Annotated in this window: 21 protein-coding genes; 13 read left to right on the top strand and 8 right to left on the bottom strand. The window is 72.5% G+C overall.

Annotated elements, in window-relative coordinates:
• Positions 1–57: 57 nt before the first annotated feature.
• The 5 genes from ACR807_RS22160 to ACR807_RS22180 all read left to right on the top strand — a co-directional run bounded on the left by ACR807_RS22160 (position 58) and on the right by ACR807_RS22180 (position 8,561).
• Positions 58–1,824, top strand: a complete 1,767-nt coding sequence (locus ACR807_RS22160; protein WP_438923310.1) for an ABC transporter substrate-binding protein — start codon at positions 58–60, stop codon at positions 1,822–1,824.
• Entirely contained in the window at positions 1,821–2,777 is a 957-nt protein-coding gene (locus tag ACR807_RS22165; RefSeq protein WP_438923289.1) for an ABC transporter permease, read from the top strand. Before ACR807_RS22160 ends, ACR807_RS22165 begins: the two co-directional genes overlap by 4 nt.
• On the top strand, positions 2,774–3,658 hold the full coding sequence (locus tag ACR807_RS22170) for an ABC transporter permease (RefSeq protein ID WP_438923290.1): 885 nt from the start codon (positions 2,774–2,776) through the stop codon (positions 3,656–3,658). The genes ACR807_RS22165 and ACR807_RS22170 overlap by 4 nt, the downstream gene beginning before the upstream one ends.
• Positions 3,655–5,211: a nickel ABC transporter ATP-binding protein NikE gene (nikE, locus tag ACR807_RS22175; RefSeq protein ID WP_438923291.1), complete on the top strand. Its 1,557-nt coding sequence runs from the start codon at positions 3,655–3,657 to the stop codon at positions 5,209–5,211. Before ACR807_RS22170 ends, nikE begins: the two co-directional genes overlap by 4 nt.
• 71 nt (positions 5,212–5,282) lie before the next feature.
• On the top strand, positions 5,283–8,561 hold the full coding sequence (locus ACR807_RS22180; protein ID WP_438923292.1) for a hypothetical protein: 3,279 nt from the start codon (positions 5,283–5,285) through the stop codon (positions 8,559–8,561).
• On the opposite strand, the gene ACR807_RS22185 is transcribed toward ACR807_RS22180, so the two are convergent.
• The 3 genes from ACR807_RS22185 to ACR807_RS22195 are packed head-to-tail and all read right to left on the bottom strand — an operon-like array spanning position 8,545 to position 11,461.
• Positions 8,545–9,756, bottom strand: coding sequence for an acyl-CoA dehydrogenase family protein (locus ACR807_RS22185; protein ID WP_438923293.1), 1,212 nt, complete (start codon positions 9,754–9,756; stop codon positions 8,545–8,547). The genes ACR807_RS22180 and ACR807_RS22185 overlap by 17 nt on opposite strands.
• Complete coding sequence (locus ACR807_RS22190; protein ID WP_438923294.1) at positions 9,756–10,823, bottom strand: phosphotransferase family protein; 1,068 nt, start codon at positions 10,821–10,823, stop codon at positions 9,756–9,758. Before ACR807_RS22190 ends, ACR807_RS22185 begins: the two co-directional genes overlap by 1 nt.
• Positions 10,820–11,461 carry an HAD family hydrolase gene (locus ACR807_RS22195; protein ID WP_438923295.1) on the bottom strand — a complete coding sequence of 214 codons (642 nt, stop codon included), beginning with the start codon at positions 11,459–11,461 and terminating at the stop codon, positions 10,820–10,822. Before ACR807_RS22195 ends, ACR807_RS22190 begins: the two co-directional genes overlap by 4 nt.
• 187 nt (positions 11,462–11,648) lie before the next feature.
• Between ACR807_RS22195 and ACR807_RS22200 the strand changes: the two genes are divergently transcribed.
• The gene (locus ACR807_RS22200; protein ID WP_438923296.1) at positions 11,649–12,473 is read left to right on the top strand and encodes an NmrA family NAD(P)-binding protein; all 825 of its coding nucleotides are present in this window, start codon (positions 11,649–11,651) and stop codon (positions 12,471–12,473) included.
• A gap of 4 nt (positions 12,474–12,477) precedes the next feature.
• Here ACR807_RS22200 and ACR807_RS22205 read toward each other — a convergent pair whose 3' ends face one another.
• Both ACR807_RS22205 and ACR807_RS22210 read right to left on the bottom strand, forming a co-directional pair.
• Complete coding sequence (locus ACR807_RS22205; protein WP_438923297.1) at positions 12,478–13,071, bottom strand: DUF6886 family protein; 594 nt, start codon at positions 13,069–13,071, stop codon at positions 12,478–12,480.
• Positions 13,072–13,292: 221 nt separating this feature from the next.
• Complete coding sequence (locus ACR807_RS22210) at positions 13,293–13,730, bottom strand: Hsp20/alpha crystallin family protein (RefSeq protein WP_438923311.1); 438 nt, start codon at positions 13,728–13,730, stop codon at positions 13,293–13,295.
• Positions 13,731–13,831: 101 nt separating this feature from the next.
• Between ACR807_RS22210 and ACR807_RS22215 the strand changes: the two genes are divergently transcribed.
• Positions 13,832–14,392, top strand: a complete 561-nt coding sequence (locus tag ACR807_RS22215; protein ID WP_438923298.1) for an HSP18 transcriptional regulator — start codon at positions 13,832–13,834, stop codon at positions 14,390–14,392.
• Positions 14,393–14,450: 58 nt separating this feature from the next.
• Here ACR807_RS22215 and ACR807_RS22220 read toward each other — a convergent pair whose 3' ends face one another.
• From ACR807_RS22220 to ACR807_RS22230, 3 genes are all read right to left on the bottom strand, one after another.
• On the bottom strand, positions 14,451–15,131 hold the full coding sequence (locus ACR807_RS22220) for a dienelactone hydrolase family protein (RefSeq protein WP_438923299.1): 681 nt from the start codon (positions 15,129–15,131) through the stop codon (positions 14,451–14,453).
• Positions 15,128–15,946 carry a S66 peptidase family protein gene (locus tag ACR807_RS22225; RefSeq protein WP_438923300.1) on the bottom strand — a complete coding sequence of 273 codons (819 nt, stop codon included), beginning with the start codon at positions 15,944–15,946 and terminating at the stop codon, positions 15,128–15,130. Before ACR807_RS22225 ends, ACR807_RS22220 begins: the two co-directional genes overlap by 4 nt.
• A gap of 194 nt (positions 15,947–16,140) precedes the next feature.
• Complete coding sequence (locus ACR807_RS22230) at positions 16,141–18,063, bottom strand: prolyl oligopeptidase family serine peptidase (protein ID WP_438923301.1); 1,923 nt, start codon at positions 18,061–18,063, stop codon at positions 16,141–16,143.
• A 119-nt stretch (positions 18,064–18,182) separates the two neighbouring features.
• On the opposite strand from ACR807_RS22230, the gene ACR807_RS22235 reads away from it, so the two are divergent.
• The 6 genes from ACR807_RS22235 to ACR807_RS22260 all read left to right on the top strand — a co-directional run.
• Entirely contained in the window at positions 18,183–18,749 is a 567-nt protein-coding gene (locus tag ACR807_RS22235) for a DUF3090 domain-containing protein (protein ID WP_438923302.1), read from the top strand.
• 7 nt (positions 18,750–18,756) lie between these two features.
• On the top strand, positions 18,757–19,551 hold the full coding sequence (locus ACR807_RS22240; RefSeq protein ID WP_438923303.1) for an SCO1664 family protein: 795 nt from the start codon (positions 18,757–18,759) through the stop codon (positions 19,549–19,551).
• A 48-nt stretch (positions 19,552–19,599) separates the two neighbouring features.
• A complete protein-coding gene (locus ACR807_RS22245; protein WP_438923304.1) occupies positions 19,600–20,079 on the top strand; it encodes a GNAT family N-acetyltransferase in 480 nt (159 codons plus the stop codon).
• Positions 20,080–20,090: 11 nt separating this feature from the next.
• Positions 20,091–20,906: a DUF3097 domain-containing protein gene (locus ACR807_RS22250; protein ID WP_438923305.1), complete on the top strand. Its 816-nt coding sequence runs from the start codon at positions 20,091–20,093 to the stop codon at positions 20,904–20,906.
• Between the two features lie 40 nt (positions 20,907–20,946).
• Entirely contained in the window at positions 20,947–21,372 is a 426-nt protein-coding gene (locus tag ACR807_RS22255) for an NfeD family protein (RefSeq protein ID WP_438923306.1), read from the top strand.
• 16 nt (positions 21,373–21,388) lie between these two features.
• A partial coding sequence (locus tag ACR807_RS22260) for an SPFH domain-containing protein (protein WP_438923307.1) occupies positions 21,389–22,559 on the top strand: 1,171 nt, incomplete at its 3' end.

Raw genomic sequence — 22,559 nt, forward strand, 5'->3', positions numbered from 1 at the left:
TCTTGACTTCCACTAGGGGCGGAGGCGGTCACGGTGCGCGTGCGACGGCTCGGGGCGATGGCGGCGGCGGTGGGCCTGCTGGTCCTCACACCCACACCGGCGGTGGCCCAGGAGGCCCCACAGGCGGTCACCCTGCGTGTGGCCATCACCCAGCAGGTGGATTCCCTCAACCCGTTCCTGTCGATCTTCCAGGCGGGCACCGAGGTCGGCCGGCTCATGTACGACTACCTGACCGCCTACGACGCCGGCGACCAGCACCCCGTGGAGGGCCTCGCCAAGGAGTGGAAGTCCTCCGACGACCGCCTCACCTGGACCTTCACCATCCCGGAGGGCAAGAAGTGGTCCGACGGCAAACCCGTCACCGCCCGTGACGCGGCGTTCACCTACGACCTGATGATGCGCGACGAGGTCGCCGCCACCGCCAACGGCAGCTTCACCGCCGACTTCGAGTCCGTCACCGCCACCGACGACCGCACCCTGGTCATCAGGACCAGGCAGCCGCAGGCCACCATGCTCGCGCTGGACGTGCCGATCGTGCCCGAGCACGTCTGGTCGCAGGTCGCCGACATCGGCGAGTACCGCAACGACCAGACCCCCGTCGTGGGCAGCGGGCCGTTCGTCCTCACCGAGTACCGGGCCAACGAGTTCATCCGGTTCACGGCGAACCGGGACTACTGGCGCGGCGCGCCCAAGTACGACGAGCTGACCTTCAGCTACTACAAGACCGTCGACGCCGCCGCCCAGGCCCTCGCCAAGGGCGAGGTCGACCTGGTCAACCGGATGGGCCCCGCCCAGTTCGACTCGCTCAAGGACGAGGACGGCGTCACCGTCAACAAGGCCCAGGGCCGCCGGTTCAACGAGATCGTCGTCAACTCCGGCGCCGCCACCCGCGACGGCACCCCCATCGGCGACGGGCACCCCGCGCTCAAGGACGTCGTCGTGCGCCGCGCCATCGCCAAGGCCATCGACCTCGACGCGATCATCGAACGCGTCAACGGCGGCTACGCCCAGCGCGGCACCGGCCCCATCCCGCCCGTGTTCGCCTCCTACCACCTGGCCGAACCCGAGCGGGCCCGCGCGCACGACCCGGCCGCCGCCAACGCCGACCTCGACGCCGCCGGGTACGCCCGCGGCGCCGACGGCACCCGCGTCGGACCCGACGGCCGCCCCCTGGCGCTGCGCCTGCTCGGCCACGCCGGCCGCGCCTACGACGAGCAGACCTCCGAGTTCGTCAAGCGCTCGCTCGCCGACCTCGGCATCCCCGTCGACGTGCAGGTCGTCTCCGACAACCAGCTCAACGAGGCCAGCACCGCCGGCACGTTCGACCTGGTCTTCTCCGGCTGGGGCACCAACCCCGACCCCGACTACATCCTGTCGCTGCACACCTGCGGCCAGCGGCCCAACGCCGACGGCAAGGGCGGCACCACCGACACGTTCTTCTGCGACCCCGAGTACGACGCCCTCTACGCCCAGCAGCGCGCCGAGTTCGACCCGGCCAAGCGCCAGGAGCTGGTCAAGCGCATGCAGCAGCGCTTCTACGACCAGGTGCCCGCGGTGATCCTCGGCTACGACAACGCCCTGGAGGCGTACCGCAGCGACAAGTTCGCGTCCTTCCCCGTGCAGCCCGACCCGGGCGGCGTGATCATGGCCCAGAACGGGGTGTGGGGCTACTACGGCGCCACGCCCACCGACTCGGCGACCGGCGGCGGCACCTCCAACACCGGGCTGATCCTCGCCGTGGTCGGCGGCGCGCTCGTGGTCGCCGCGGCCGGCGTGTTCCTGGTGTCGCGGCGGCGCAGGGCGGGCGCCGGGGACCGCGAGTGATCAAGCACCTCGCGGGCAAGCTCGGCGGCGCCCTGGCCAGCCTCGCGTTCGTGGTCGTGCTCGGGTTCCTGCTGTTCCGGGTCATCCCCGGCGACCCCGTCGTGACCATGACACGGGGCCGCCCGGTGGGCGCCGAGCAGATCGCCGAGCTGCGCGCCCGCCTGGGCGTGGACGAGCCGCTGCCCGAGCAGTTCGCCGACTACCTCGCCGACGCGGTGCGCGGCGACTTCGGCACCTCCTACACCTACAGCCGGCCCGTGCTGGAGCTGATCGGCGAACGGCTGTGGCCCACCGTGCTGCTGGTGGGCACCGCCACCGCGCTGGCCGTGGTGCTCGGGCTGTGGCTGGGCATCCGCGGCGCGTGGCGGCGCGGGTCCCGGTTCGACCGGATCTCCACCGGGGCGGCCCTGGCGCAGTGGGCGATGCCGACGTTCTGGCTGGGCATGCTGCTGTCCATGGCCACCGGCGACCTGTTCCCCTCCGGCGGCATGCGCTACCCCGACACGCCACCGGACTTCCTGTCGCAGTCGCTGGACGTCGCCCACCACCTGGTGCTGCCGTGCCTGACCATGATCGCCGTGGTCTACGCCCAGTACCTGCTGGTCATGCGGTCCTCGCTGCTGGAGGAGATGCACGCCGACTACCTGACCACCGCGCGCGCCAAGGGGCTGCGCGACGACCTGGTGCGCCGCCGCCACGCCGTGCCCAACGCGCTGCTGCCGACCGTGACCCTGGTGTTCCTGCACCTCGGGCTCGTGGTGTCGGGCGCGATCACGGTGGAGACCGTGTTCTCCTGGCCGGGGCTGGGACTGCTGACCTACGAGGCGCTGACCGGACCGGACCTGCCGCTGCTGCAGGGCACGTTCGTGGTGCTGGCGGGAGCGGTGATCTTCATGAACGTGCTGGCCGACCTGGCCTACCGGGTGCTCGACCCGCGGGTGCGTGCGTCGTGACGGCGATCGCGCGGCAACGCCGCCTGGCCGCCGCGAAGGCCACCTGGCGCGAGTTCGCCTCCCAGCGCGGCGGCCTCGTCGGCCTGGTCGGGCTCGGCGTGATCGCGGTGCTGGCGCTGCTCGCGCCGCTGGTGACCGACACGGCCGGGCTGGACGTGACGCGGGTGACGGCCCGCCCGTGGCAGCCGCCGTCGGCGGAGCACTGGCTGGGCACCGACCACAACGGGCGCCCGGTGCTGCTGCTCACCTGGTGGGGCACCCGGATCTCGCTGGTCGTCGGCCTGGCGGCGACCGTGCTGTCCGTGCTCATCGGCACCGTCGTCGGCGTCGCCGCGGCCCACTTCGGCGGCTGGGCGTCGGCGGTGCTGATGCGGTTCACCGACTTCTTCCTCGTGCTGCCCTCCCTGGTGCTGGCCATCGCCCTGTCCACCGTGCTGCCGCGCGGCCTGGGCACGATCGTGCTCGCCATCGGCGTCACGTCGTGGCCCGCGACCGCGCGGCTGGTGCGGGCGCAGACCCTGGCGGTGGAGGCGCGGCCGTTCATCGAACGCGCCCGCGCCCTGGGCGGCGGCCACGCGCACGTCGTGGGCCGGCACGTGCTGCCCGCCGTGCTGCCGCTGGTGTTCGTCAACACCACGCTGACCGTGGCCGGCGCGATCGTCGCGGAGTCGACGCTGTCGTTCCTCGGGCTGGGCGACCCGACGCGCGTGTCGTGGGGGTCGATGCTGCACGCGGCGAACATCAACGGCGCGGTGTCGCAGCGCGCCTGGTGGTTCCTCATCCCGCCCGGCCTGGGCGTGGTGTGCGTGGTGCTGGCGTTCACGCTGGTCGGGCGGGCGCTGGAGACCGTGCTCAACCCGCGGTTGAAGGGGGAGCGGTGAGCCTGCTGGAGCTGCGGGACCTGAGCGTGCGCTACCGGGGCGCGGACGTCGACGCCGTGCGCTCGGTGACCCTGTCCCTGGCGGCGGGGGAGACGCTGGGGTTGGCGGGGGAGTCGGGCTGCGGCAAGTCCACCGTGGCCATGTCGGTGCTGCGGCTGCTGCCGCGCGACGCCCGCGTCGACGGGCAGGTGCTGCTCGACGGCGAGGACGTGCGCACCATGTCGTGGGGCCGGCTGCGCGCGGTGCGGTGGGCGGCGGCGTCCGTGGTCTTCCAGGGCGCGATGCACGCCCTCAACCCGGTGCACCGGGTCGGGGACCAGATCGCCGAGCCGATGCGGCTGCACGGCGTGCGCGGCTCGGTCGCCTCGCTGCTGGAGCAGGTCGAGCTGCCCGCCCGCGCGGCACGGGCCTACCCGCACGAGCTGTCGGGCGGGCAGAAGCAGCGGGTGATGATCGCGATGGCGCTGGCGTGCGAACCGAGGTTGGTCGTGGCCGACGAGCCGACCACCGCGCTGGACGTGGTGGTGCAGGCGCAGGTCCTCGACGTGCTCAAGCGCCTGGTGTCCGAACGCGGCATCGGCCTGGTGATGATCAGCCACGACCTGTCCGTGCTGGCGGCGACGTGCGACCGGCTGGCCGTGATGCGGGACGGCGTCGTCGTGGAGGAGGGCCCGGCGCGCGAGGTCATCCACCACCCCGCGCACCCGCACACCCGTGCCCTGGCCGCCGCGTTCCCCACCGTGGGCGACCCGGCGTCGCGGCACGTCACCCCCTCCGACGCGCCCCCGTCCTCCTCCCCGGCGCTGCTGCGCGCCGAGGGCGTCCGGGTCGACTACGGCCGCAACACCGCCGTGGCCGGCGTGGACCTGGAGGTCCGGGCGGGCGAGGTCCTGGCCCTGGTGGGCCAGTCGGGTTCGGGCAAGACCACCCTCGCCCGCACCCTGCTGGGCCTGCAACGCCCCACCGCCGGCCGGGTCGTCTTCGACGGCCGGCCACTGCCCCGCTCCAGCGCGGGCCTGCGCGCCTACCGCCGCCAGGTGCAGCTGGTGCTCCAGGACCCCACCAGCGCCCTGAACCCGAGGCACTCGGTGTACGAGGCGGTGGCCGAGGGCCTGCGCATCCACGGCGTCGACGGCGACGAGCGGGAACGCGTGGCCGAAGCCCTGTCCCAGGCCGAGCTCCGCCCCCCGGAACGCTTCTTCCCGTCCCTGCCCCACCAGCTCTCCGGCGGCCAGCGGCAACGCGTCGTCATCGCCGGGGCCCTGGCCCTGGGCCCGCGCCTGCTGATCGCCGACGAACCGGTGGCGTCGCTGGACGCCTCGGTGCGCGGCGAGATCCTGGCCCTGCTGCTGCGCCTGCGCCGGGACCTGGACCTGGGCGCCCTGGTGATCACCCACGACCTGGGCCTGGCCTGGACCATCGCCGACCGGGTGGCCGTCATGTACCGGGGCGAGATCGTGGAGCGGGGCACCGTGGAAGAGGTGCTGCTGGCGCCGCGACACGACTACACCCGCACCCTGCTGGCCGCCGTGCCGTCACACCACGTCCCCTGAGCCGCTCTTCTGCGGTCACCCGCGCGCCCTCGTGCCGGATGATCGGTCTCGTGCGGTGGTGGGGAAACCGGGTGAAGGGCGACGTGCAGGGGTCCGTCGTCCAGGCACGCACGATCCAGGGCGACGTCCACCTGCACACCTCCGCTCCGCCGGTGCACAACCCCTACCTCAGAGCCGTGCGGGAACTGGCACCTCGAGAGCTGGTAGGCCGTCGAGACGAACTCGACGCCCTCGCCAACTTCTGCACCTCACCGGTCACCGGGGGACGTTACGGCTGGTGGCGGGGAGAGGCGTGGTCGGGTAAGACGGCCCTGTTGTCCTGGTTCGTCCTGCATCCACCACCAGCGGTGCGGCTGGTCCCGTTCTTCATCGTCGCACGCAGCTCGAAGCAGAACAGCCGCTCGGACTTCGTCGACAACCTGCTGGTACAGCTATCGGCCCTGCTCGGACTCCCATCGCCGCAGCCGCCACCCGCACTCGCGGAGGCGGAAGTGCTCACCCTGCTGGACAGGGCGGCCGAGTGGTGCCACGTACGAGGCGAGCACTTCGTACTCGTCGTCGATGGCTTGGACGAGGACCACGGCGTCGACGGTACGGGTCACGCGCACAGCATCGCCGCCCTCCTGCCTGCTGTTCTACCCGAGGGAATGAAGGTGATCGTGACCGGCCGCGAGTTCCCACCGCTACCGGGCGACGTCCCGGCGCATCACCCATTGCACGACCTGTCGGTCGTCCGCCCACTCAGCCCGTCGCCTGCGGCGAAGGCCATCCGGCACGAGATGGAACGGGACCTGAAGAAGCTCCTGGCAGGCCCGCTGGATGGACAGGACCTGCTTGGTCTGGTCACAGCGTCGGGCGGAGGACTAACCGCTGTGGACCTCGCGGAACTGACCGGCCTTTCGGAGTTGCAGGTCGAGGACCGCCTGCACACCGTTACGGGTCGTAACTTCCAGAACAACCCGGACGTGGCTTCTGAGGGTTACCTTCTGGCGCATGAGGAACTGCAACGGACCGCCTTGGACCTGTTCGGCGCCCGTATCCACGATTACCGGAACCGACTTCACGACTGGGCGGCCACCTACACCGCTCGCATGTGGCCCCCTAACACACCCGAGTACTTGCTGCGGGGCTACTACGCCATGCTCATCGAGACCGGCGATATCGATCGAGCAGTCGTGCACGCGACGGACCCGGCCCGACAGCGCCTCCTCCGTTCTCGTGTTAACGCCGATGGAGCCGCGCTGGCCGACATCACCACCGCTCAGGACTTCCTGCTCCGTCAGGAGGACTCAGATCCCGTTCTGACCGCTCGACTGGCGGTCCACCGGCAGCACCTCCACCGTCTCAACCAGGCCATTCCGTCGTGGTTGCCTGCGGGGTGGACGCGTTTGGGTGACCATGAGCGGGCCGAACAGATGGCCGATTCCATACCGGATCTGCCCGATCGGGTCGCCGCTTTGGTTCTGATGTCGAAAACCGCTCGAGAGGAACAGCCGAGCCTCGCCGCCAAGTTGCTCGAAAAAGCCGCGAAAATAGCCCGCCCACTTAATCAGTACCTTGGCGTGCGCTCGCTGCTCTCCGTGTCGGAGGCGTATGCGGAATCGGGATCAAGTGACCGCGCCCGAGAACTGCTGGATCATGTGGAAAATGAATCACAACGAGCCTTCGCACTGGCTTCATTGGCTGCCGCGACAGATGAAATTGATGAGGCCGCCTCCTTGCTGGCCGAATCGGACAAAATCGAAAAAGCGGCCCGTAAGACTGACGGGGAACTCTTCCCGTTCGCTGAACGGAAGATGAAGGCCAGTCTGGATCATCTCATCGCAACCGTGGCCGCCTCGGCGGTGGTCGGCGACCGTGAACGTGTCGGACAAGCTTTGCGTGAGATCGAAACTCGGCTTACCGGGGACGAAAAAATATTTTCTGTTCGAGCCGCAGTCGCTGCTGCTGATGCGGGCGAATACGACTACGCTTTCCGGTTCGAGCGGCTTGCCCGCGAAGTGTCGGAGGTTCAGTGGGTCACGATGCGCATCATCTACGCCGCCGGCGCCGAGTGTCCCGAGGAGGCCGAGTCGCTGGCGCGCGCAACGGATGACGATGTCGTTCTCTGTGAAAGACTGGCCTACCTGGCGGAAGCGTGGGTTAGACAGCGCGACGAGTCTGACGTCCGACGTTTGATCATTGATATAGAGACTACTGCCGAAAGAATGCCAGAGGTGGCCGCGCGAGGTAGGGGTATGCTATGGGCCGCCTTGGCGTCGGCCAACTCGAGCAACTTCGACCGTGCTATGGAGCTTGCTCGTCAATATGCCTCGTCAGCCCACGAACCAGCGGACCTAGTGCGCGCCATCGCGGCGTCCTTCATGCGTGCGGGCAGGCTCGACGACGGACGTGAAATGCTGATCCTGTCCGAGGAACTGGCTCGGTTCGGCACTGATCATGCCGGAGAGGATCGACGTTGGGTTCTGTGGATCAAAACGGCGGTGGACGTCGGGGATGTCGCCCGAGCCATCCGGCACACTGCCGCATTGGAGGACGAGACGGCACGTTCTGCGGCGTGGACAGCCATCGCAGAAGGAGCCATGGCAGTCGATTCTCTTAATTCTGCCATCCACGCGCTTGAGCTTATCGAGGTCCCGTGGATGCAGCGTCGAGTTCGCCTGGACCTCATTCGCAAATTGACGTCAACAGGCGACCCCGGACAGGCTGAGTCGATTGCTCGCACAACGCCCGACGAGGTGCATCGGGTACAAGCCTTGGCACTTGCCGCTGTTGTCCTGCGCAAACCGGAGTTGCTCGACGAGGCTGTAGAACTCGCAGTATACCCGCCGGGCAATGACGAAGATCTCGCTACTTGGCTAAACCTACTGGAGTATGCGGCAGAACTCGGGGACACGAGGCGGGTAAACGACCTGGCAAAGCGCATCCGTGACGCCGCGCAGGCGCTAACCGAAGAAGTGGAAGCCACCGAAACGCGAACTTCGTCGATCGCGAGTATTACCCACAGCCTACTGTCCGGTCGAATCAGGAAGATAACAAAACTTATCGACCTGCTGTCCGGCCGAATCAGGACGATGACAGAACTCATCGACGAAATTCGCAGCGTAAGAGCATTTTTTCTTCGCACACCGGAACCGGCGTACACCAGCATCATCCCGGAAATCGATGGGCTGCGACTGCAGTTGATCCCGATGGAAGATCGGACACTGTCGTGGGAACTTACCGTCCAGGACTGGCGGTACCACGTGGAGGAGTTGGTCGAGCTCCGGCCGGACGCCTACTCCGCCATCGTCGAGGAGTTGGACGCCCTGGCCGGAGCACGGCCGGGTGGTCCTACAGGTACTTCTTGATCTCCCGCTTGGCCAGCGACATGCGGTGGACCTCGTCGGGGCCGTCGGCCAGGCGCAGGGTCCGCGCGGAGGCCCAGAGTTCGGCCAGGGGGTAGTCCTGGCTCACCCCGCCGGCGCCGTGGGCCTGGATGGCCTTGTCGAGGACCCACTCGGCCATGAGCGGGGTGCCGATCTTGATGGCCTGGATCTCGGTGTGCGCGCCCTTGTTGCCGACGGTGTCCATCAGCCACGCGGTCTTGAGGACGAGCAGGCGGGCCTGTTCGATGCGCACGCGGGACTCGGCGATCCACTCCTGCACGACGCCCTGGCGCGCGAGGGGCTTGCCGAAGGCGACGCGTTCGACCGCGCGGCGGCACATGAGTTCCAGGGCGCGTTCGGCGATGCCGATCAGGCGCATGCAGTGGTGGATGCGGCCGGGGCCGAGGCGGGCCTGGGCGATGGCGAAGCCCTCGCCCTCGCCGGCGATGAGGTTGTCCGCAGGCACGCGGACGTCGTCGAACACGACCTCGGCGTGCCCGCCGTGGGAGGCGTCGGTGTAGCCGAAGACGTGCATGCCGCGCTTGACGTGCACGCCCGGGGTGTCGCGGGGCACGAGGATCATCGCCTGCTGGCGGTGGCGTTCGGCGTCGGGGTCGGTCTTGCCCATGACGATGAACACCGCGCAGTTGGGGTTCATCGCCCCGGAGGACCACCACTTGCGGCCGTTGACCACGTACTCGTCGCCGTCGCGCACGATGCTGGTGGCGATGTTGGTGGCGTCGGAGGAGGCCACGTCGGGTTCGGTCATGCAGAACGCGGAGCGGATCTCGCCGTCGAGCAGGGGGCGCAGCCACTGCTTCTTCTGCTGCTCGGTGCCGAACATGGCCAGCACCTCCATGTTCCCGGTGTCGGGCGCGGCGCAGTTGAGCGCCTCCGGGGCCAGGTGCGGGCTGCGGCCGGTGATCTCGGCCAGGGGCGCGTACTGGAGGTTGGTCAGGCCGGCGCCGTGCTCGGCGTCGGGCAGGAACAGGTTCCACAGGCCCTGGCGGCGGGCCTCGGCCTTGAGGTCCTCGATGACGGCGGGGCGCGCCCACGGGTCGGCGGCCTCGGCGAGCTGGCGCTCGGCGACGGGTTCGGCGGGGTAGACGAACTCGTCCATGAACCGCAGCAGCCTCCCGCGCAGTTCCTCGGTGGTGGGGTCGTAGGCGAAGTCCATCAGTGCTCCCCTGCGGTCGCGGCGAGTCCCTGCCCGACCAGCGGCAGGGTGAGGTGGCCGATCTGGTCGAACCCGGCGCCCACGGTCTTGCCCCGGGTGAAGCGGAAGTGGATGCCCTCCAGGATCACGGCGAGCTTGAAGTAGGCGAACGCCGTGTACCAGGCGAGGTCGCTGACGTCGGCGCCGCTGCGCTCGGCGTAGCGGCGCACCATCTCGTCGGCGGTGGCGAACCCGGGCAGCGTGGGCACGGTGCCGGTGATGGGGTCGTCCTCGCGCGCGCCGATGCCGTTCCAGTACACGCACAGCAGGCCGACGTCGGCGAGCGGGTCGCCGAGGGTGGCCATCTCCCAGTCGAGGACGGCGCCGATGTCGAGCGGGTCGTCGGTGACCAGCACGTTGTCGAGCCGGTAGTCGCCGTGCACGATCGTGGCGCGGGCCGAGCGGGGCACGGTGCGGGCGAGCCGGTCGCGCAGCTCGTCGATGCCGGGCAGGTCGCGGCTGCGGGAGGCGTCGAGCTGCTTGCCCCAGCGGGTGACCTGGCGGGTGAGGAAGCCCTCGGGGCGGCCGAAGTCGGACAGGCCGACCTCGGCGGGGTCGACGGCGTGCAGGTCGGCCAGCACGTCGACGAGCCGGTCGGACAGGGCGCGCGCCTTGTCGGGGGTCATCCAGGGGCACTGGTCGCGGTGGCGCAGGGCCTGCCCGGGGACCTCCTCCATCAGGTAGAACGGCGCGCCGAGGACGTCGACGTCCTCGCACAGCAGCTCGACGCCGGGCACGGGCACGGCGGTGCCGGCGAGGGCGGAGATGACGCGGTGCTCGCGGCCCATGTCGTGGGCGGTGGCGAGCACGTGGCCCAGCGGCGGGCGGCGCAGCACCCAGCGGTGGGTGCCGTCGGTGACCCGGTAGGTGAGGTTGGAGCGGCCGCCGGGGATGAGCTCGCCGGTCAGCGGGCCGGTGCCGAGGTGGGCGGCGAGCCTGTCCAGGTCCAGCCCGGGCAGCCCGGGGGCGGCCGGGTCGGGAGTGGCCGGGTCGGTGGTGGGGTGGTCGGTGGTGGGGTGGTCGGTCATGCCGCGGCTCCCCTGAGCTGGTCGATCACGGCGCGCGTGGAGTCGGCGTCGGTGTGCCGGTGGGCGTGCATGCCCACGGCGCGGGCGCCCTCGACGTTGACGGGGGCGTCGTCGAAGAACGCGCAGCGGTGGGCGGGCAGGCCGAGCCGGTCGAGGGTGTGCTCGAAGATGCGCGGGTCGGGTTTGCGCAGCCCGACGCGGCCGCTGATCACGATGGTGTCGAACAGCTCCAGCAGCAGTTCCTCGGGGTAGCCCTCGCCCCAGCTGTTGGACAGCAGCGCGGTGGTGACGCCGTCGGCGCGCAGCCCGCGGACCAGGTCGACCATCTTCGGGTCGGGGTGGGCGCTGCCGAACATGCGGCGCAGCAGGCCCTGCGCGGCGATCCCCCGGCCGTCGAGGGTGACCAGTTCGGCGGCCAGCAGCGCCTCGAACTCGTGCGTGGTCAGCTCGCCGGTCTCCAGGCGGTGCACGGGGTTGTCCGGGGCGGCCTCGCGCCCCATCCAGCCGCGCATGGTGGCGCCGTAGCGCTCCCGGTCGATGTTCTCGGTGCTCAGCCAGTCCTCGATGAAGGCGGGCACGGAGACCGTGAGCACGCCGCCCCAGTCCAGCACCACCGCGTCGATGCGCCGTTCGTCCACGTCGCGAGGGTACCGACCGGTCGGTATGTGGGCAAGCGGTGTGCGCGGCACGCATTTTCGGAAAACGTGAACGCGGCGTTCATGTTTGACAATTCGCCATTTGCGCGGGCATTCTGCCCACTCCACGCCATTTCCCGCGTCCGCACGCCCTTCACCAGGGCTTCTTCGCCATTCCCGGAGGATTTCCATGCCCGTTCTCGTCACCGGCGCGACCGGCACCGTGGGCGGCGCGGTGGTGCGCCGACTGATCGCCGAGGGGCAGGAGGTCCGCGCGCTCACCCGCGACCTCCGTGCCCGGCTGCCCGCCGGGGTGCAGGTGGTGACGGGCGACTTCACCGACCCGTCGTCGCTGGTCCCGGCGCTGCATGGGGTCGAGCGGGTGCACCTGGTGTCGGTGGACGGCGACGGCCCGGCGATCGTCGACGTGCTGCGCGCGGCGGGCGTGCGGCGGCTCACGCACCTGGGCCACCACGACCCGGGCCGGTCCGACGACGACCCGCTGGAGTCCTGGCACCGGGTGTTCCACCGGGCGATCGAGTCCTCGGGCATCGGGTGGACCCACCTGTTCCCGGGCGAGTTCATGGCCAACACCCGCGAATGGGCGCCCTCGATCCGCGCGGAGGGCGTCGTGCGCGCGCCGTTCGGCGACTGGAACAGCACCCTGGTGCACGAGGACGACATCGCCGCGATCATCGTGCGGGCGCTGCTGACCGAGGGGCACGAGGGGCGCACCTACCGCCCCACCGGGCCGGGACCGGTGCGCCGCCGCGACGCGGTGCGCCTGATCGGCGAGGCCCTCGGGCGGCCGGTCGGGTTCGTCGAACTGACCCCCGACCAGGCGCGCGAGCTGTGGCGCGGGGTCTACCCGCCGCAGGTCGTGGAGTGGTTCCTGGAGATGGGCCGGTACCCGGAGGGCAACAACTGGGTGTCCCCGGACGTCGAGGAGGTGCTGGGTCGCCCGGCGCTGGACTTCGCCCGGTGGGCGCGCGAGCACGCCGACGACTTCCGCTGACCGGTCACGCGGTGCGGCCCGGGGCCGGGGAGGGCGCCGGGAGGAGAGCAGGGCGGGGAGCCGGGAAGGGGGTCGGGTCGGGGTCGGGCCGGGCGTTGCGCAGCCTGATGCCGCTGAACCCGAACGTGCCGCGCACCGCCCGCCGCCAGAACCGCCACAGGTCGGTGGTGAGCCGCAGTTCGATGCCCGCCCCCTCGTGCAGCGCGAGCAGGTCGCCGACGGGTTCGGGGTCGCCGAGCGGTTCGACGGGCACGGTGGCGACGTGGGCGTTGGGCGGGTCGCCGAACGGCCGGAACGCGGCGGCGTCGAGCCGGTAGGCGTAGAGGCGGGCGGTGCGCAGCCGGTCGAGCCAGCCGTACTCGACGACGTGCACGCGCTCGGCGCCCAGCCACGCCCGGTCCTCGGCGGTGGTGGCGGGTCCGGTCCGCACCAGGGCGCGCGGGCACTGGCGGGGGAACCAGTAGTCGGGGGCGCGGTCGTGGTCGACGGCCCACACGTACGGGTCGGCCTGGCGCGCGGTGGGCGCGACGCGCGGTTCGAAGCGGGTGATGGTCGGGTCTTCGGAGAAGTGCAGGACTTGACCGGGTGCCGGGCGCATGACCGGTGATCCTGGCGGGCGCGCGGCCTCCCGGGCCACCGGGAAACCGTCGCCCGGCGGCGGCGCCGCCGGGCCGAGGCCGGCGCCCACCCGGCGAGCCCGGGCACGGGCGGGCGGTGTGCGCGCCGGGCGGACATCGGCAGCCCGTGCCCGGCGCGCACACCGCCGTGTGCTGTCCGAGGTCCCGTACCCCGCGGCACCGTGTGCGGCGGGGCGGGGGATCAGGCGTCGATCTCCTTGCGGCCGGTGTCGGCGGTGCCGATGGCGATCCTGCGCGGCTTGGCCTTCTCCGCGATCGGGATGCGCAGCGTGAGCACGCCGGAGTCGTAGTCGGCGCGGATGTGCTCGGTGTCGAGGGTGTCGCCGAGGAACAGCTGGCGGGAGAACACGCCCAGGGGCCGCTCGGAGACCTGCATCTCGACGCCGTCGGTCCGCCGGTTCGGGCGGCGCTCGGCCTTGACGGTCAGCACGTTGCGCTCGACGTCCAGCTCGATCGCGTCGGCGGTGACGCCGGGCAGGTCGAACTCGACCACGAACTCCTCACCCGCGCGGTAGGCGTCCATCGGCATGGGCGTCGGCCGCGACCAGGTGCCCGGGCCGGAGAGGAACTGCTGCGCCAGCCGGTCCAGCTCCCGGAACGGGTCGGTGCGCATCAACATCGGGAACACCTCCTGGTTGGTCTGGTCAATGCGCTGCGACTCCGGTTCTACCACGTCGTCATCTCGTTGACAACCCTCCTGGTCGTCACTAGGTTGACGTCATGGCGAGCGGTGACTACGAGACCATCCGGGACGCGGTCGAGGGCGACGGGCGCGGCGTCGAGCAGGTGCTGGAGGCGCTGGTGCTGCTGCGCGGGCTGCGCGAGGAGCTGGCCGGGTGGGAGCCGCGGCTGATCGCCTCGGCGCGCGCGATGGGCACCAGCTGGGCCGAGCTGGCGCCGGCGCTGGGCCTGGCCAGCCGGCAGGCCGCCGAGCGCCGCTACCTGCGGTTGCGCCCGTCGGAGGTGGAGGACACGGCCGAGGGCCGGGTGCGCGCCGAGCGGGACAGGCGCGCGGGCGAGCGGGCGGTGTCCCGCTGGGCGCGGGAGAACGCGGGGTCGCTGCGCAGCCTGGCGGGCCAGGTCGGCCGGGTGGACGTGGTGGTGCGCCGCGCTCTGGAGGTGGACGACGTCGTCGCGCTGATCGGGCCGCTGGTGGAGTCGGTGGTGCGGGTGCGGGTGGACAACCCGGAGCTGGCCCGCGAGATCCAGGCGGTCGGCGACCGGGCGGAGGAGGTGCGGCGCGACACGCGGGTGCTGCGGGAGAGCCAGGCCCGCCGCTGACCACCCGGACCGACGGGGGCGGCCGGCCCGGAGCGGGGCGGGCGACCGGCGTCGGGTGTCAGGTGACGGGCAGGGCGCGGGCGAGGAACGAGGTGGTCAGCTCCCAGGCGGCGGCCGCGGCGACCGGGTCGTGGAACCGGGGCGCGACGTTGTTGTGGAAGGCGTGGCCCGCGTCCTCCTGGACGTGGACCTCGGCGCCGGGGTGCCCGGCGACGGCGTCGACGACCGCCTGCACGGCCTCGCGCGGGATGTAGGGGTCGCGGCCGCCGAAGTGGAACTGGACGGGGCAGTCGACCCGCCCCAGCTCGCCGATCCGCTCCGGGACGGTGGAGCCGTAGAAGGACACCACCGCGTCGGGCGTGCCCGCGACGGCCGCTTCGTAGGCCATCGAGCCGCCGAGGCAGAAGCCCAGCACCCCGGCGCGGCCGGTGCGGGTGCGCAGCCCGTCGAGGGTGGCCAGCACGTCGGCGACGCCCAGCGCCGGGTCGAAGCGGGAGGCGACGTCCATCGCCTCGGCGACGCCGGCCTCGTCGTGGCGGCCGACCCAGCCGGGGGTGGTGCGCCGGAACAGCTCGGGTACGGCGACGACGTAGCCCAGCGCGGCGAGGTCGGCCGCGACGGAGCGCAGGTAGTCGTCCAGGCCGAAGATCTCCTGGACGAGGACCAGGCCGGGGCCGTCGCCGGCGGGCGGTTCCCAGACGGGGGCGTCGAACGCGCCGTCGGCTGCTTCGATCTTCACGCCACCACGGTTACCACACCGGTGCGGCCGTCGACCTCGACCGACACGCCCAACGGCAGGGTGAGCTGACCCGCGCAGTGGCCGAAGGGCACGTCGGCGACGATCGGCACGCCGAGGTCGCCGAGCCGGTCGGCGAGCACGGGCGCGGCGTCGCCGCAGTCGGTCCACGAGCCCAGGACGAGCGCGGCGACGTCGGCGAACCACCCGGTGCGCCGCATGCCGGTGAGCATCCGGTCGAGCCGGTAGGGGTCCTCGTCGACGTCTTCGAGCAGCACGACCGCGCCGGGTGGCGGCGGGGTCTCGGCCAGCAGGCTGAGGTTGCCGCCGAACGCGGTGCCGCGGGCGGTGCCGGGCGCGGCGGGGGTGCCGCGCACGCCGGTGACGCCGGTGAACAGCGCGCGGCGCAGGTGCTCGCGGGCGACGTCGTCCTCGACGAACGCCCTGGTGCCGATCATCGGCCCGAACCAGGTGGCGTGCCCGAGCGCCTGGAGGCGGGCGTGCAGCACGGTGGTGTCGCTGGAGCCGGCGAAGACCTTGCGGTGCGCCGCGACGGCGGTCCAGTCGACCAGGTCGACCATGCGCAGGCTGCCGTAGCCGCCGCGGCAGCACAGCACGCCCGCCACGGTCGGGTCCAGCCACGCCCGTTCCAGGTCGCGGGCGCGGTCGGCGTCGCGGCCCGCCAGGTAGGGCAGGTCGGGGTGGGTGTCGAGGACGCCGGGGGCGAGGTGGACGTCGAGGTCCCACGCGCGCAGCCACGCCACGCCCGCGTCGAGCAGGGTCGGGTCGACGGGCCCGGCGGGGCTGATGACGACCACCCGGTCCCCCGCCCGCAGCAGCGGCGGCCCGGCCGGAGCAGGCCCGACCGGCGCGGACCCGACCGCCGAAGGCTCGACCGCCGCAGGTCCGACCGCCGAAGGCTCGACCGCCGCAGGTCCGGCTGCCGCAGCACCGGCCGCCACAGGCGCGGACCCGGCCTCGGGCTCAGGCGCGGCCTTAGGCTCGGGTGCGGTCACCGACGCAGGTCCAGCACCGGCACGTCGGCCGGGGTGAAGCCCAGGACCTGCCCGTAGAAGGACAGCTCGGCCTCCAGGGCGGCGACGATCGTCGCGGCCTTGCGGAAGCCGTGCTGCTCGCCCTCGAAGGTCAGGTAGGCGTGCGGGACGCCGGTGCCGTCCAGCGCCGCGGCGAACCGGTCGGCCTGCTCGGGCGGGCAGATCTCGTCCTCCAGCCCCTGGAGCAGCAGCACGGGCCCGACCAGCTGCCCGACCCGGTGCGACGGGGACCGCTCGGCGTAGCGGTCGGCGGTGGCGGGCCAGGGGCCGACCAGGCCCTCGACGTAGTGGGACTCGAAGTCGTGGGTCTCGCCGCCCGCGGAGGTCCAGCCCTCCAGGTCGAGGATCGGGAAGGCGATCATGGCGCACCGGTAGGTCTTGACCGAGGTCATCGACGCCGCGGCGGTCCAGCCGCCCGCGCTGCCGCCGCGGATGGCCAGCCGCTCGCCGTCCGCGGTGCCCTCGTCGGCCAGCGCCTGGGCGACGGCGGCGCAGTCGTGGACGTCGACGACGCCCCACTGCTCGCGCAGCCGCTCGCGGAAGGCGCGGCCGTAGCCGGTGGAGCCGCCATAGTTGACCGCGACGACGCCGATGCCGCGGCTGGTGAGGTAGGCGATGTCGGCGTCGAGCACCGGCGCGCTGCGGCCGGTGGGGCCGCCGTGGACGTGCACCACGTAGGGCGGCTTCTCCCCGTCGGGGGCGGCGAAGTCGGGGTTGCGCGGCGGGTAGACGTAGGCGGGCACGTCGCCGTCCGGGCCGCTGAACACGCGCTCGACCGGCACGGGCAGGTGCTCGGCGGGCAGCGTCGCGGCGTGCCGGGTGTGGGTGGTCAGGACACCGGTGGACAGGTCCAGCGACACCACGGCGGCCTCGGCGCGCGGCCCGGCGGCGCTGCTGACCAGCACGCCGTCGTGCACGGCGAGGTGGGCGTGCCACGCGGGCAGGTCGACGTCGATGTCGGTGACCGTGCCTGTGCGCTCGTCGAGCACGGCGGGCGCGCCGGAGCGCAGCACCGCGTAGCGACCCCGGTCGATCGCGGCGAACCAGCGGTTGCCCAGCCGCCACATCGGCCCGCCCAGCTCCTCGGCGCACGGGGCGAGGTTGGTGGCGGTGCCGTCGAGGCCGATGCGGAACAGGTTCCACCAGCCGTCCGGGTCGGTGAGGACCAGCAGGTCGGCGCCCTCCCACTCGACCTGGCACACGGCCTCGTCCGGGCCGCCCGCCAGGACGCGGTGGGCGCCGGGGCCGTCGTCGCCGATCCGGGCGACGCACAGCTCGGAGCCGTCCCACGGCATGTTCGGGTGGTCCCAGCCGATCCAGGCCAGGTGGCGGCCGTCGGGCGAGACGCGGGGGCCGGTCATGAAGCGGTGGCCGGCGGCCAGCACCCGCACCGGCGAGCCGTCGAGGGGCACGGCGACCAGTTCGCGGCGCACGTCGGTGCGGGCGTCGCCGGTGACGGTCTCGCGCACGCACCACACCTCGGTGTGGCCGGGGCCGGGGGTGAGGTCGGCGTAGCGCAGCCCGTGCCGGCGCTCCGGTTCGGCGGTGAGCGGCTCGGGCCGCGGGTCGTCGGGGTCGAAGACGTGGATGCGCTGGTCGTCCCAGTCGGTGAACGCCACGCGCGTGCCCCCGGGTGTGTCGAGCACCACCCAGGGCCGTCCGCCGTACTCGTGGACGCGGTTGCGCACGTTCCACGGGGGCGGCAGCAGGTCGTGCCCGTCGCGCACCAGCGCGACCCGGCCGCCCTCGGCGGGGCGTCCCTCGGCCCACCAGGGCACGCCCCGGTGCACGTCGACCCAGTGCGGGCCCCCGCCGGCCGCGGCGGCGTCGGCCGCGCCGATGGGCGATGTCCACGTTCCGTACGGTGCGATCGTCACCACGCGGCCGACCCTATCGGGACGCCGGCGGGGCCGGCCGGCGTCGATCGGCCGGGGTTCGGACCGCGAACGGCGGGGCGGCTCTGCCGATCTTGCTCGCGTGGCCTAGGGTCGTTGCTGTCATGGCACGGGTCATCCACGTATTCCGCCAGCCCGACCGGTTCGTCGCCGGCACAGTCGGGCAACCTGGCGAGCGCACGTTCTACCTCCAGGCCTCCGAGGAGGCCCGGCTGGTCAGCGTGGCGCTGGAGAAGCAACAGGTCGCCGTACTCGCCGAGCGCATCGGCTCGCTGCTGGAGGAGGTGCACCGGCGGTTCGGCGCGGACGTCCCCGAGGCGGTCCCCGACGACCTCCGGGACACCGAACCCCTCGCGGTGCCGGTCGAGGAGGAGTTCAAGGTCGGCACGATGGGCCTGGGCTGGGACGCCGAGTCCCGCGCGGTCGTCATCGAACTGCTCGCGATCACCGAGGAGGAGGTCGACGAGGCGGTCGTCCTCGACGACACCGAGGAGGGTCCCGACGCGGTGCGGGTGTTCCTGAGCCCCGGTGAGGCGCGGGCGTTCGCCGAACGCGCCGAGCGGGTGGTCAAGGCGGGCCGCAAACCGTGCCCGCTGTGCTCGGAGCCGCTGGACCCGGAGGGGCACGTCTGCCCGCGGCAGAACGGCTACCGGCGTTCGGACGAGGGCTGAGCCGAGGGTGCGACCTGGTGACGACGGCGCGCTCGAACTGCTGGAGCACGGGCGCATCGAGGTCGAGGGCCGGTTGGTCGACGCCTCCAACGCGACGCTGTTCTGCGCGATCAGCCTCGACGGGGTGACGGCGCAGTGCGTCTACAAGCCGGTGAGCGGCGAGCGCCCGCTGTGGGACTTCCCCGACGGCACGCTCGCCGGCCGCGAGGTGGCCACCTACCTGGTGTCGGAGGCCGCGGGCCTGCGCCTGGTGCCGCCCACGGTGCTGCGGCCGGGCCCGTTCGGGTCGGGCATGGTGCAGCTGTGGGTGGACACCCGCGAGGACGACGACCTGGTCGACATCGTGCCCGAGGACGAGGTGCGCCCGGGGTGGCGGCCGGTGCTGCGCGCGCACGACCGCTACGGCGAGCCCGCGGTGCTGGTGCACGCCGACCACCCGCGGGTGCGGCTGATGGCGGCGTTCGACGTGGTGGTCAACAACGCCGACCGCAAGGGCGGGCACGTGCTGCACGCCGACGACGGCGCGGTGTTCGGCGTGGACCACGGCATCTGCCTGCACGCCGAGGACAAGCTGCGCACGGTGCTGTGGGGCTGGCTGGGCGAGCCGCTGCCGGACGAGGCGGTGGAGGCGTTGCGGCGGCTGCGGGCGTGGCTGGACACCGGTCCGGGTGACCGGCTGCACGAGCACCTGACCCGCGCGGAGGTGCGGGCGTTGACCGAGCGGCTGGAGAAGCTGCTGGCGGCGGGCGTGTACCCGGAGCCGTCCGGTGACTGGCCGGCGATCCCCTGGCCCGCGTTCTGACCCGACGGACACCCTGACAAGCCGCCGCGTTCGGTGTTGACTTGCCGCGTGGGCGACGTCGAGCTGCGCGAGGTGACGGCGCAGGACGTGCTGCTGTTCTTCGAGCACCAGTGCGACCCTGAGGCGGTGCGCATGGCGGCGTTCACCAGCGCCGACCCGTGGGACCGGGCGGCGTTCCTGGTGCGGTGGGCGCGCAGCCTGGCCGACGACCGGGTGGTGGCGCGCACGGTGCTGTTCGACGGGGTGGTGGTCGGGCACGTGGCGCGGTTCACGCGGTTGGGCGAGCCCGAGGTGACCTTCTGGGTCGACCGGGAGCACTGGGGCAGGGGCCTGGCCACCGAGGCGCTGCGGCTCTACCTCGACCGCGACCCGACGCGCCCGCTCTACGCGCGGGCGGCGGTGGACAACGTGGGCGCGCTGCGGGTGCTGGCCAAGTGCGGGTTCGCGGCGGTCGGCGAGGACGTGGGGTTCGCCGAGGGCCGGGGCCGGGACGTGGAGGAGTTCATCCTGCGCCTGGAGCACCGGTAACGTCGCGGGCCGTGCGATCACACGATTACGGGCGGGACGTGCTGTCGGGGCGCAGGCGCAAGCAGGTGCCGGAGGTGCCCGCGGAGGTCGGCCTGGTGGTGGAGGACCCGGCGTCGGGGTTCTGCGGCGCGGTGGTGCGCTTCGAGCACGACCGGGTGGTGCTGGAGGACCGCCTCGGCCGGCACCGGCTGTTCCCGCTGCGCCCGGCGGCGTTCCTGCTCGACGGGCGGCCGGTGACCCTGACCCGCCCCGCGACCGCCCCGGCCCCGGCGGCGCCGACGCGGTCGGCGTCGGGATCGGTGCGGGTGGAGGGCCTGCGTGCCCGCACCGCGCGCGAGGGCCGCATCTGGGTGGAGGGCCTGCACGACGCGGAGCTGGTGGAGCGGGTGTGGGGGCACGACCTGCGCGTGGAGGGCGTGGTCGTGGAGCCGCTGGACGGGGTGGACGTGCTCGCCGGGCGGGTGGCGGACTTCGGGCCCGGCCCGGGGCGGCGGCTGGGGGTGCTGGTGGACCACCTGGTGGCCGGGTCGAAGGAGTCGCGGCTGGTCGAGGGCGTGCGCGACGAGGACGTGCTGGTCACCGGCCACCCCTACGTGGACGTGTGGCAGGCGGTGAAACCGGCGGCGGTGGGCATCGGGGCGTGGCCGGTGGTGCCGCGCGGGGTGCCGTGGAAGGAGGGGGTGTGCGCGGCGCTGGGCTGGGGCGAGCCGTGGGAGGGGTGGCGGCGCGTGCTGGCGGGGGTGTCGGGGTTCCGCGACCTGGAGACGCCGCTGATCGGCGCGGTGGAGCGGCTGATCGACTTCGTCACCGGGCCTGCGGAAGGGTGAAACGCCACGGGCGCCGCCCCGGGGGTGCGAGGATGGTGGCGTGGCGGCCTTGATCTGGTTGGTCCTCGGTGTCGTGCTGGTGGCGGCCGAGGTCCTCTCCGGCGACTTCGTGCTGGTGATGCTGGGTTTGGCGGCGTTCGGCGCGGCGGGTTCGGCGGCGCTGGGCGCGGACGTGGTGGTCAGCGCGATCGTGTTCGGCGTGGTGTCGCTGGGGCTGGTGGCGGGTGCGCGGCCGGCGATCCGGCGGCGGATGGCGCTGGGCCAGGGCCACCGGTCGGGCGTGGAGGCCCTGGTCGGCGGCACCGCCGTCGTCGTGTCCACAGTGGACGGCCACGGGGGTAGGGTTCGGATCGGCGGCGAGGTGTGGTCGGCGCGGTCGTTGGACCGCGAGGTGATCGAGCCGGGCGCCGAAGTGACAGTTGTCGAGATCTCGGGCGCGACCGCGGTGGTGCTGTCCGGGGCCTGAGCGGAGGCTGGCGAAGTTGACCACGACGTTGATCGTCATCGCGGTCCTGGTGCTGTTCGTGCTCGTCGTGACGGTGAAGTCGGTGCTGGTGATCCCGCAGGCCACGGCCGCGGTGATCGAGCGGCTGGGCCGCTACCGCACGACCGCCGCGCCGGGCCTGAACATCCTGGTGCCGTTCTTCGACCGGGTGCGGGCGCGCATCGACCTGCGCGAGCAGGTGGTGTCCTTCCCGCCGCAGCCGGTGATCACCAAGGACAACCTGACGGTGTCGATCGACACGGTGGTGTACTTCCAGGTCACCGACCCGCGCGCGGCGGTCTACGAGATCTCGAACTACATCGTGGGCGTGGAGCAGCTGGCCACCACGACGCTGCGCAACCTGGTGGGCGGGATGAGCCTGGAGGAGACGCTGACCTCCCGCGACGAGATCAACAACCAGCTGCGCGGGGTGCTCGACGAGGCCACCGGCCGGTGGGGCATCCGGGTGGCGCGCGTCGAGCTCAAGGCGATCGACCCGCCGGCGTCGATCCAGGACTCGATGGAGAAGCAGATGCGCGCGGACCGGGAGAAGCGCGCGATGATCCTCAACGCCGAGGGCCAGCGGGAGGCGTCGATCAAGACCGCCGAGGGCCAGAAGCAGTCGCAGATCCTGTCGGCGGAGGGCGCGAAGCAGGCGGCGATCCTGGCGGCGGAGGCGGAGCGGCAGTCGAGCATCCTGCGGGCGCAGGGCGAGCGGGCGGCCCGCTACCTCCAGGCGCAGGGCCAGGCCAAGGCGATCGAGAAGGTGTTCGCGGCGATCAAGGCGGGCAAGCCGACGCCGGAGGTGCTGGCCTACCAGTACCTGCAGACGCTGCCGCAGATGGCGCAGGGCGACGCGAACAAGGTGTGGCTGGTGCCCTCGGACTACGGCAAGGCGCTGGAGGGGTTCGCGCGGATGCTGGGCGCGCCGGGCGAGGACGGCGTGTTCCGCTACGAGCCGCCGGCGGAGGAGCCCGCGGCGTCGCGCCCCGAGGAGGACGACGCGTCGGTGGCGGACTGGTTCGACACGGCGCCGGACCCGGCGGTGGCCGAGGCGGTGCGCGCGGCGGAGGCGGTGGCCCGCAAGGAGGTGCCCTCGCCGCTGGCCGCGCCGCCCGTGCCGCCGCTGGTGCGGGGCGCGGAGCCGGCGCGGGAGCTGGGCGGCGCCG

This window comes from Saccharothrix sabaoui (assembly GCF_051756985.1).
Taxonomy (GTDB): Bacteria; Actinomycetota; Actinomycetes; order Mycobacteriales; family Pseudonocardiaceae; genus Actinosynnema.

Bases quoted from the DNA above. Each gene is read 5' to 3' on its own strand.
- ACR807_RS22235 (WP_438923302.1), top strand. From the start codon at position 18,183: ATGGCACGGGTCATCCACGTATTCCGCCAGCCCGACCGGTTCGTCGCC.
- ACR807_RS22205 (WP_438923297.1), bottom strand. From the start codon at position 13,071: ATGCGCCCGGCACCCGGTCAAGTCCTGCACTTCTCCGAAGACCCGACC.
- ACR807_RS22200 (WP_438923296.1), top strand. From the start codon at position 11,649: ATGCCCGTTCTCGTCACCGGCGCGACCGGCACCGTGGGCGGCGCGGTG.
- ACR807_RS22210 (WP_438923311.1), bottom strand. From the start codon at position 13,730: ATGTTGATGCGCACCGACCCGTTCCGGGAGCTGGACCGGCTGGCGCAG.
- ACR807_RS22185 (WP_438923293.1), bottom strand. From the start codon at position 9,756: ATGGACTTCGCCTACGACCCCACCACCGAGGAACTGCGCGGGAGGCTG.
- ACR807_RS22160 (WP_438923310.1), top strand. From the start codon at position 58: ATGGCGGCGGCGGTGGGCCTGCTGGTCCTCACACCCACACCGGCGGTG.
- ACR807_RS22215 (WP_438923298.1), top strand. From the start codon at position 13,832: ATGGCGAGCGGTGACTACGAGACCATCCGGGACGCGGTCGAGGGCGAC.
- ACR807_RS22190 (WP_438923294.1), bottom strand. From the start codon at position 10,823: ATGACCGACCACCCCACCACCGACCACCCCACCACCGACCCGGCCACT.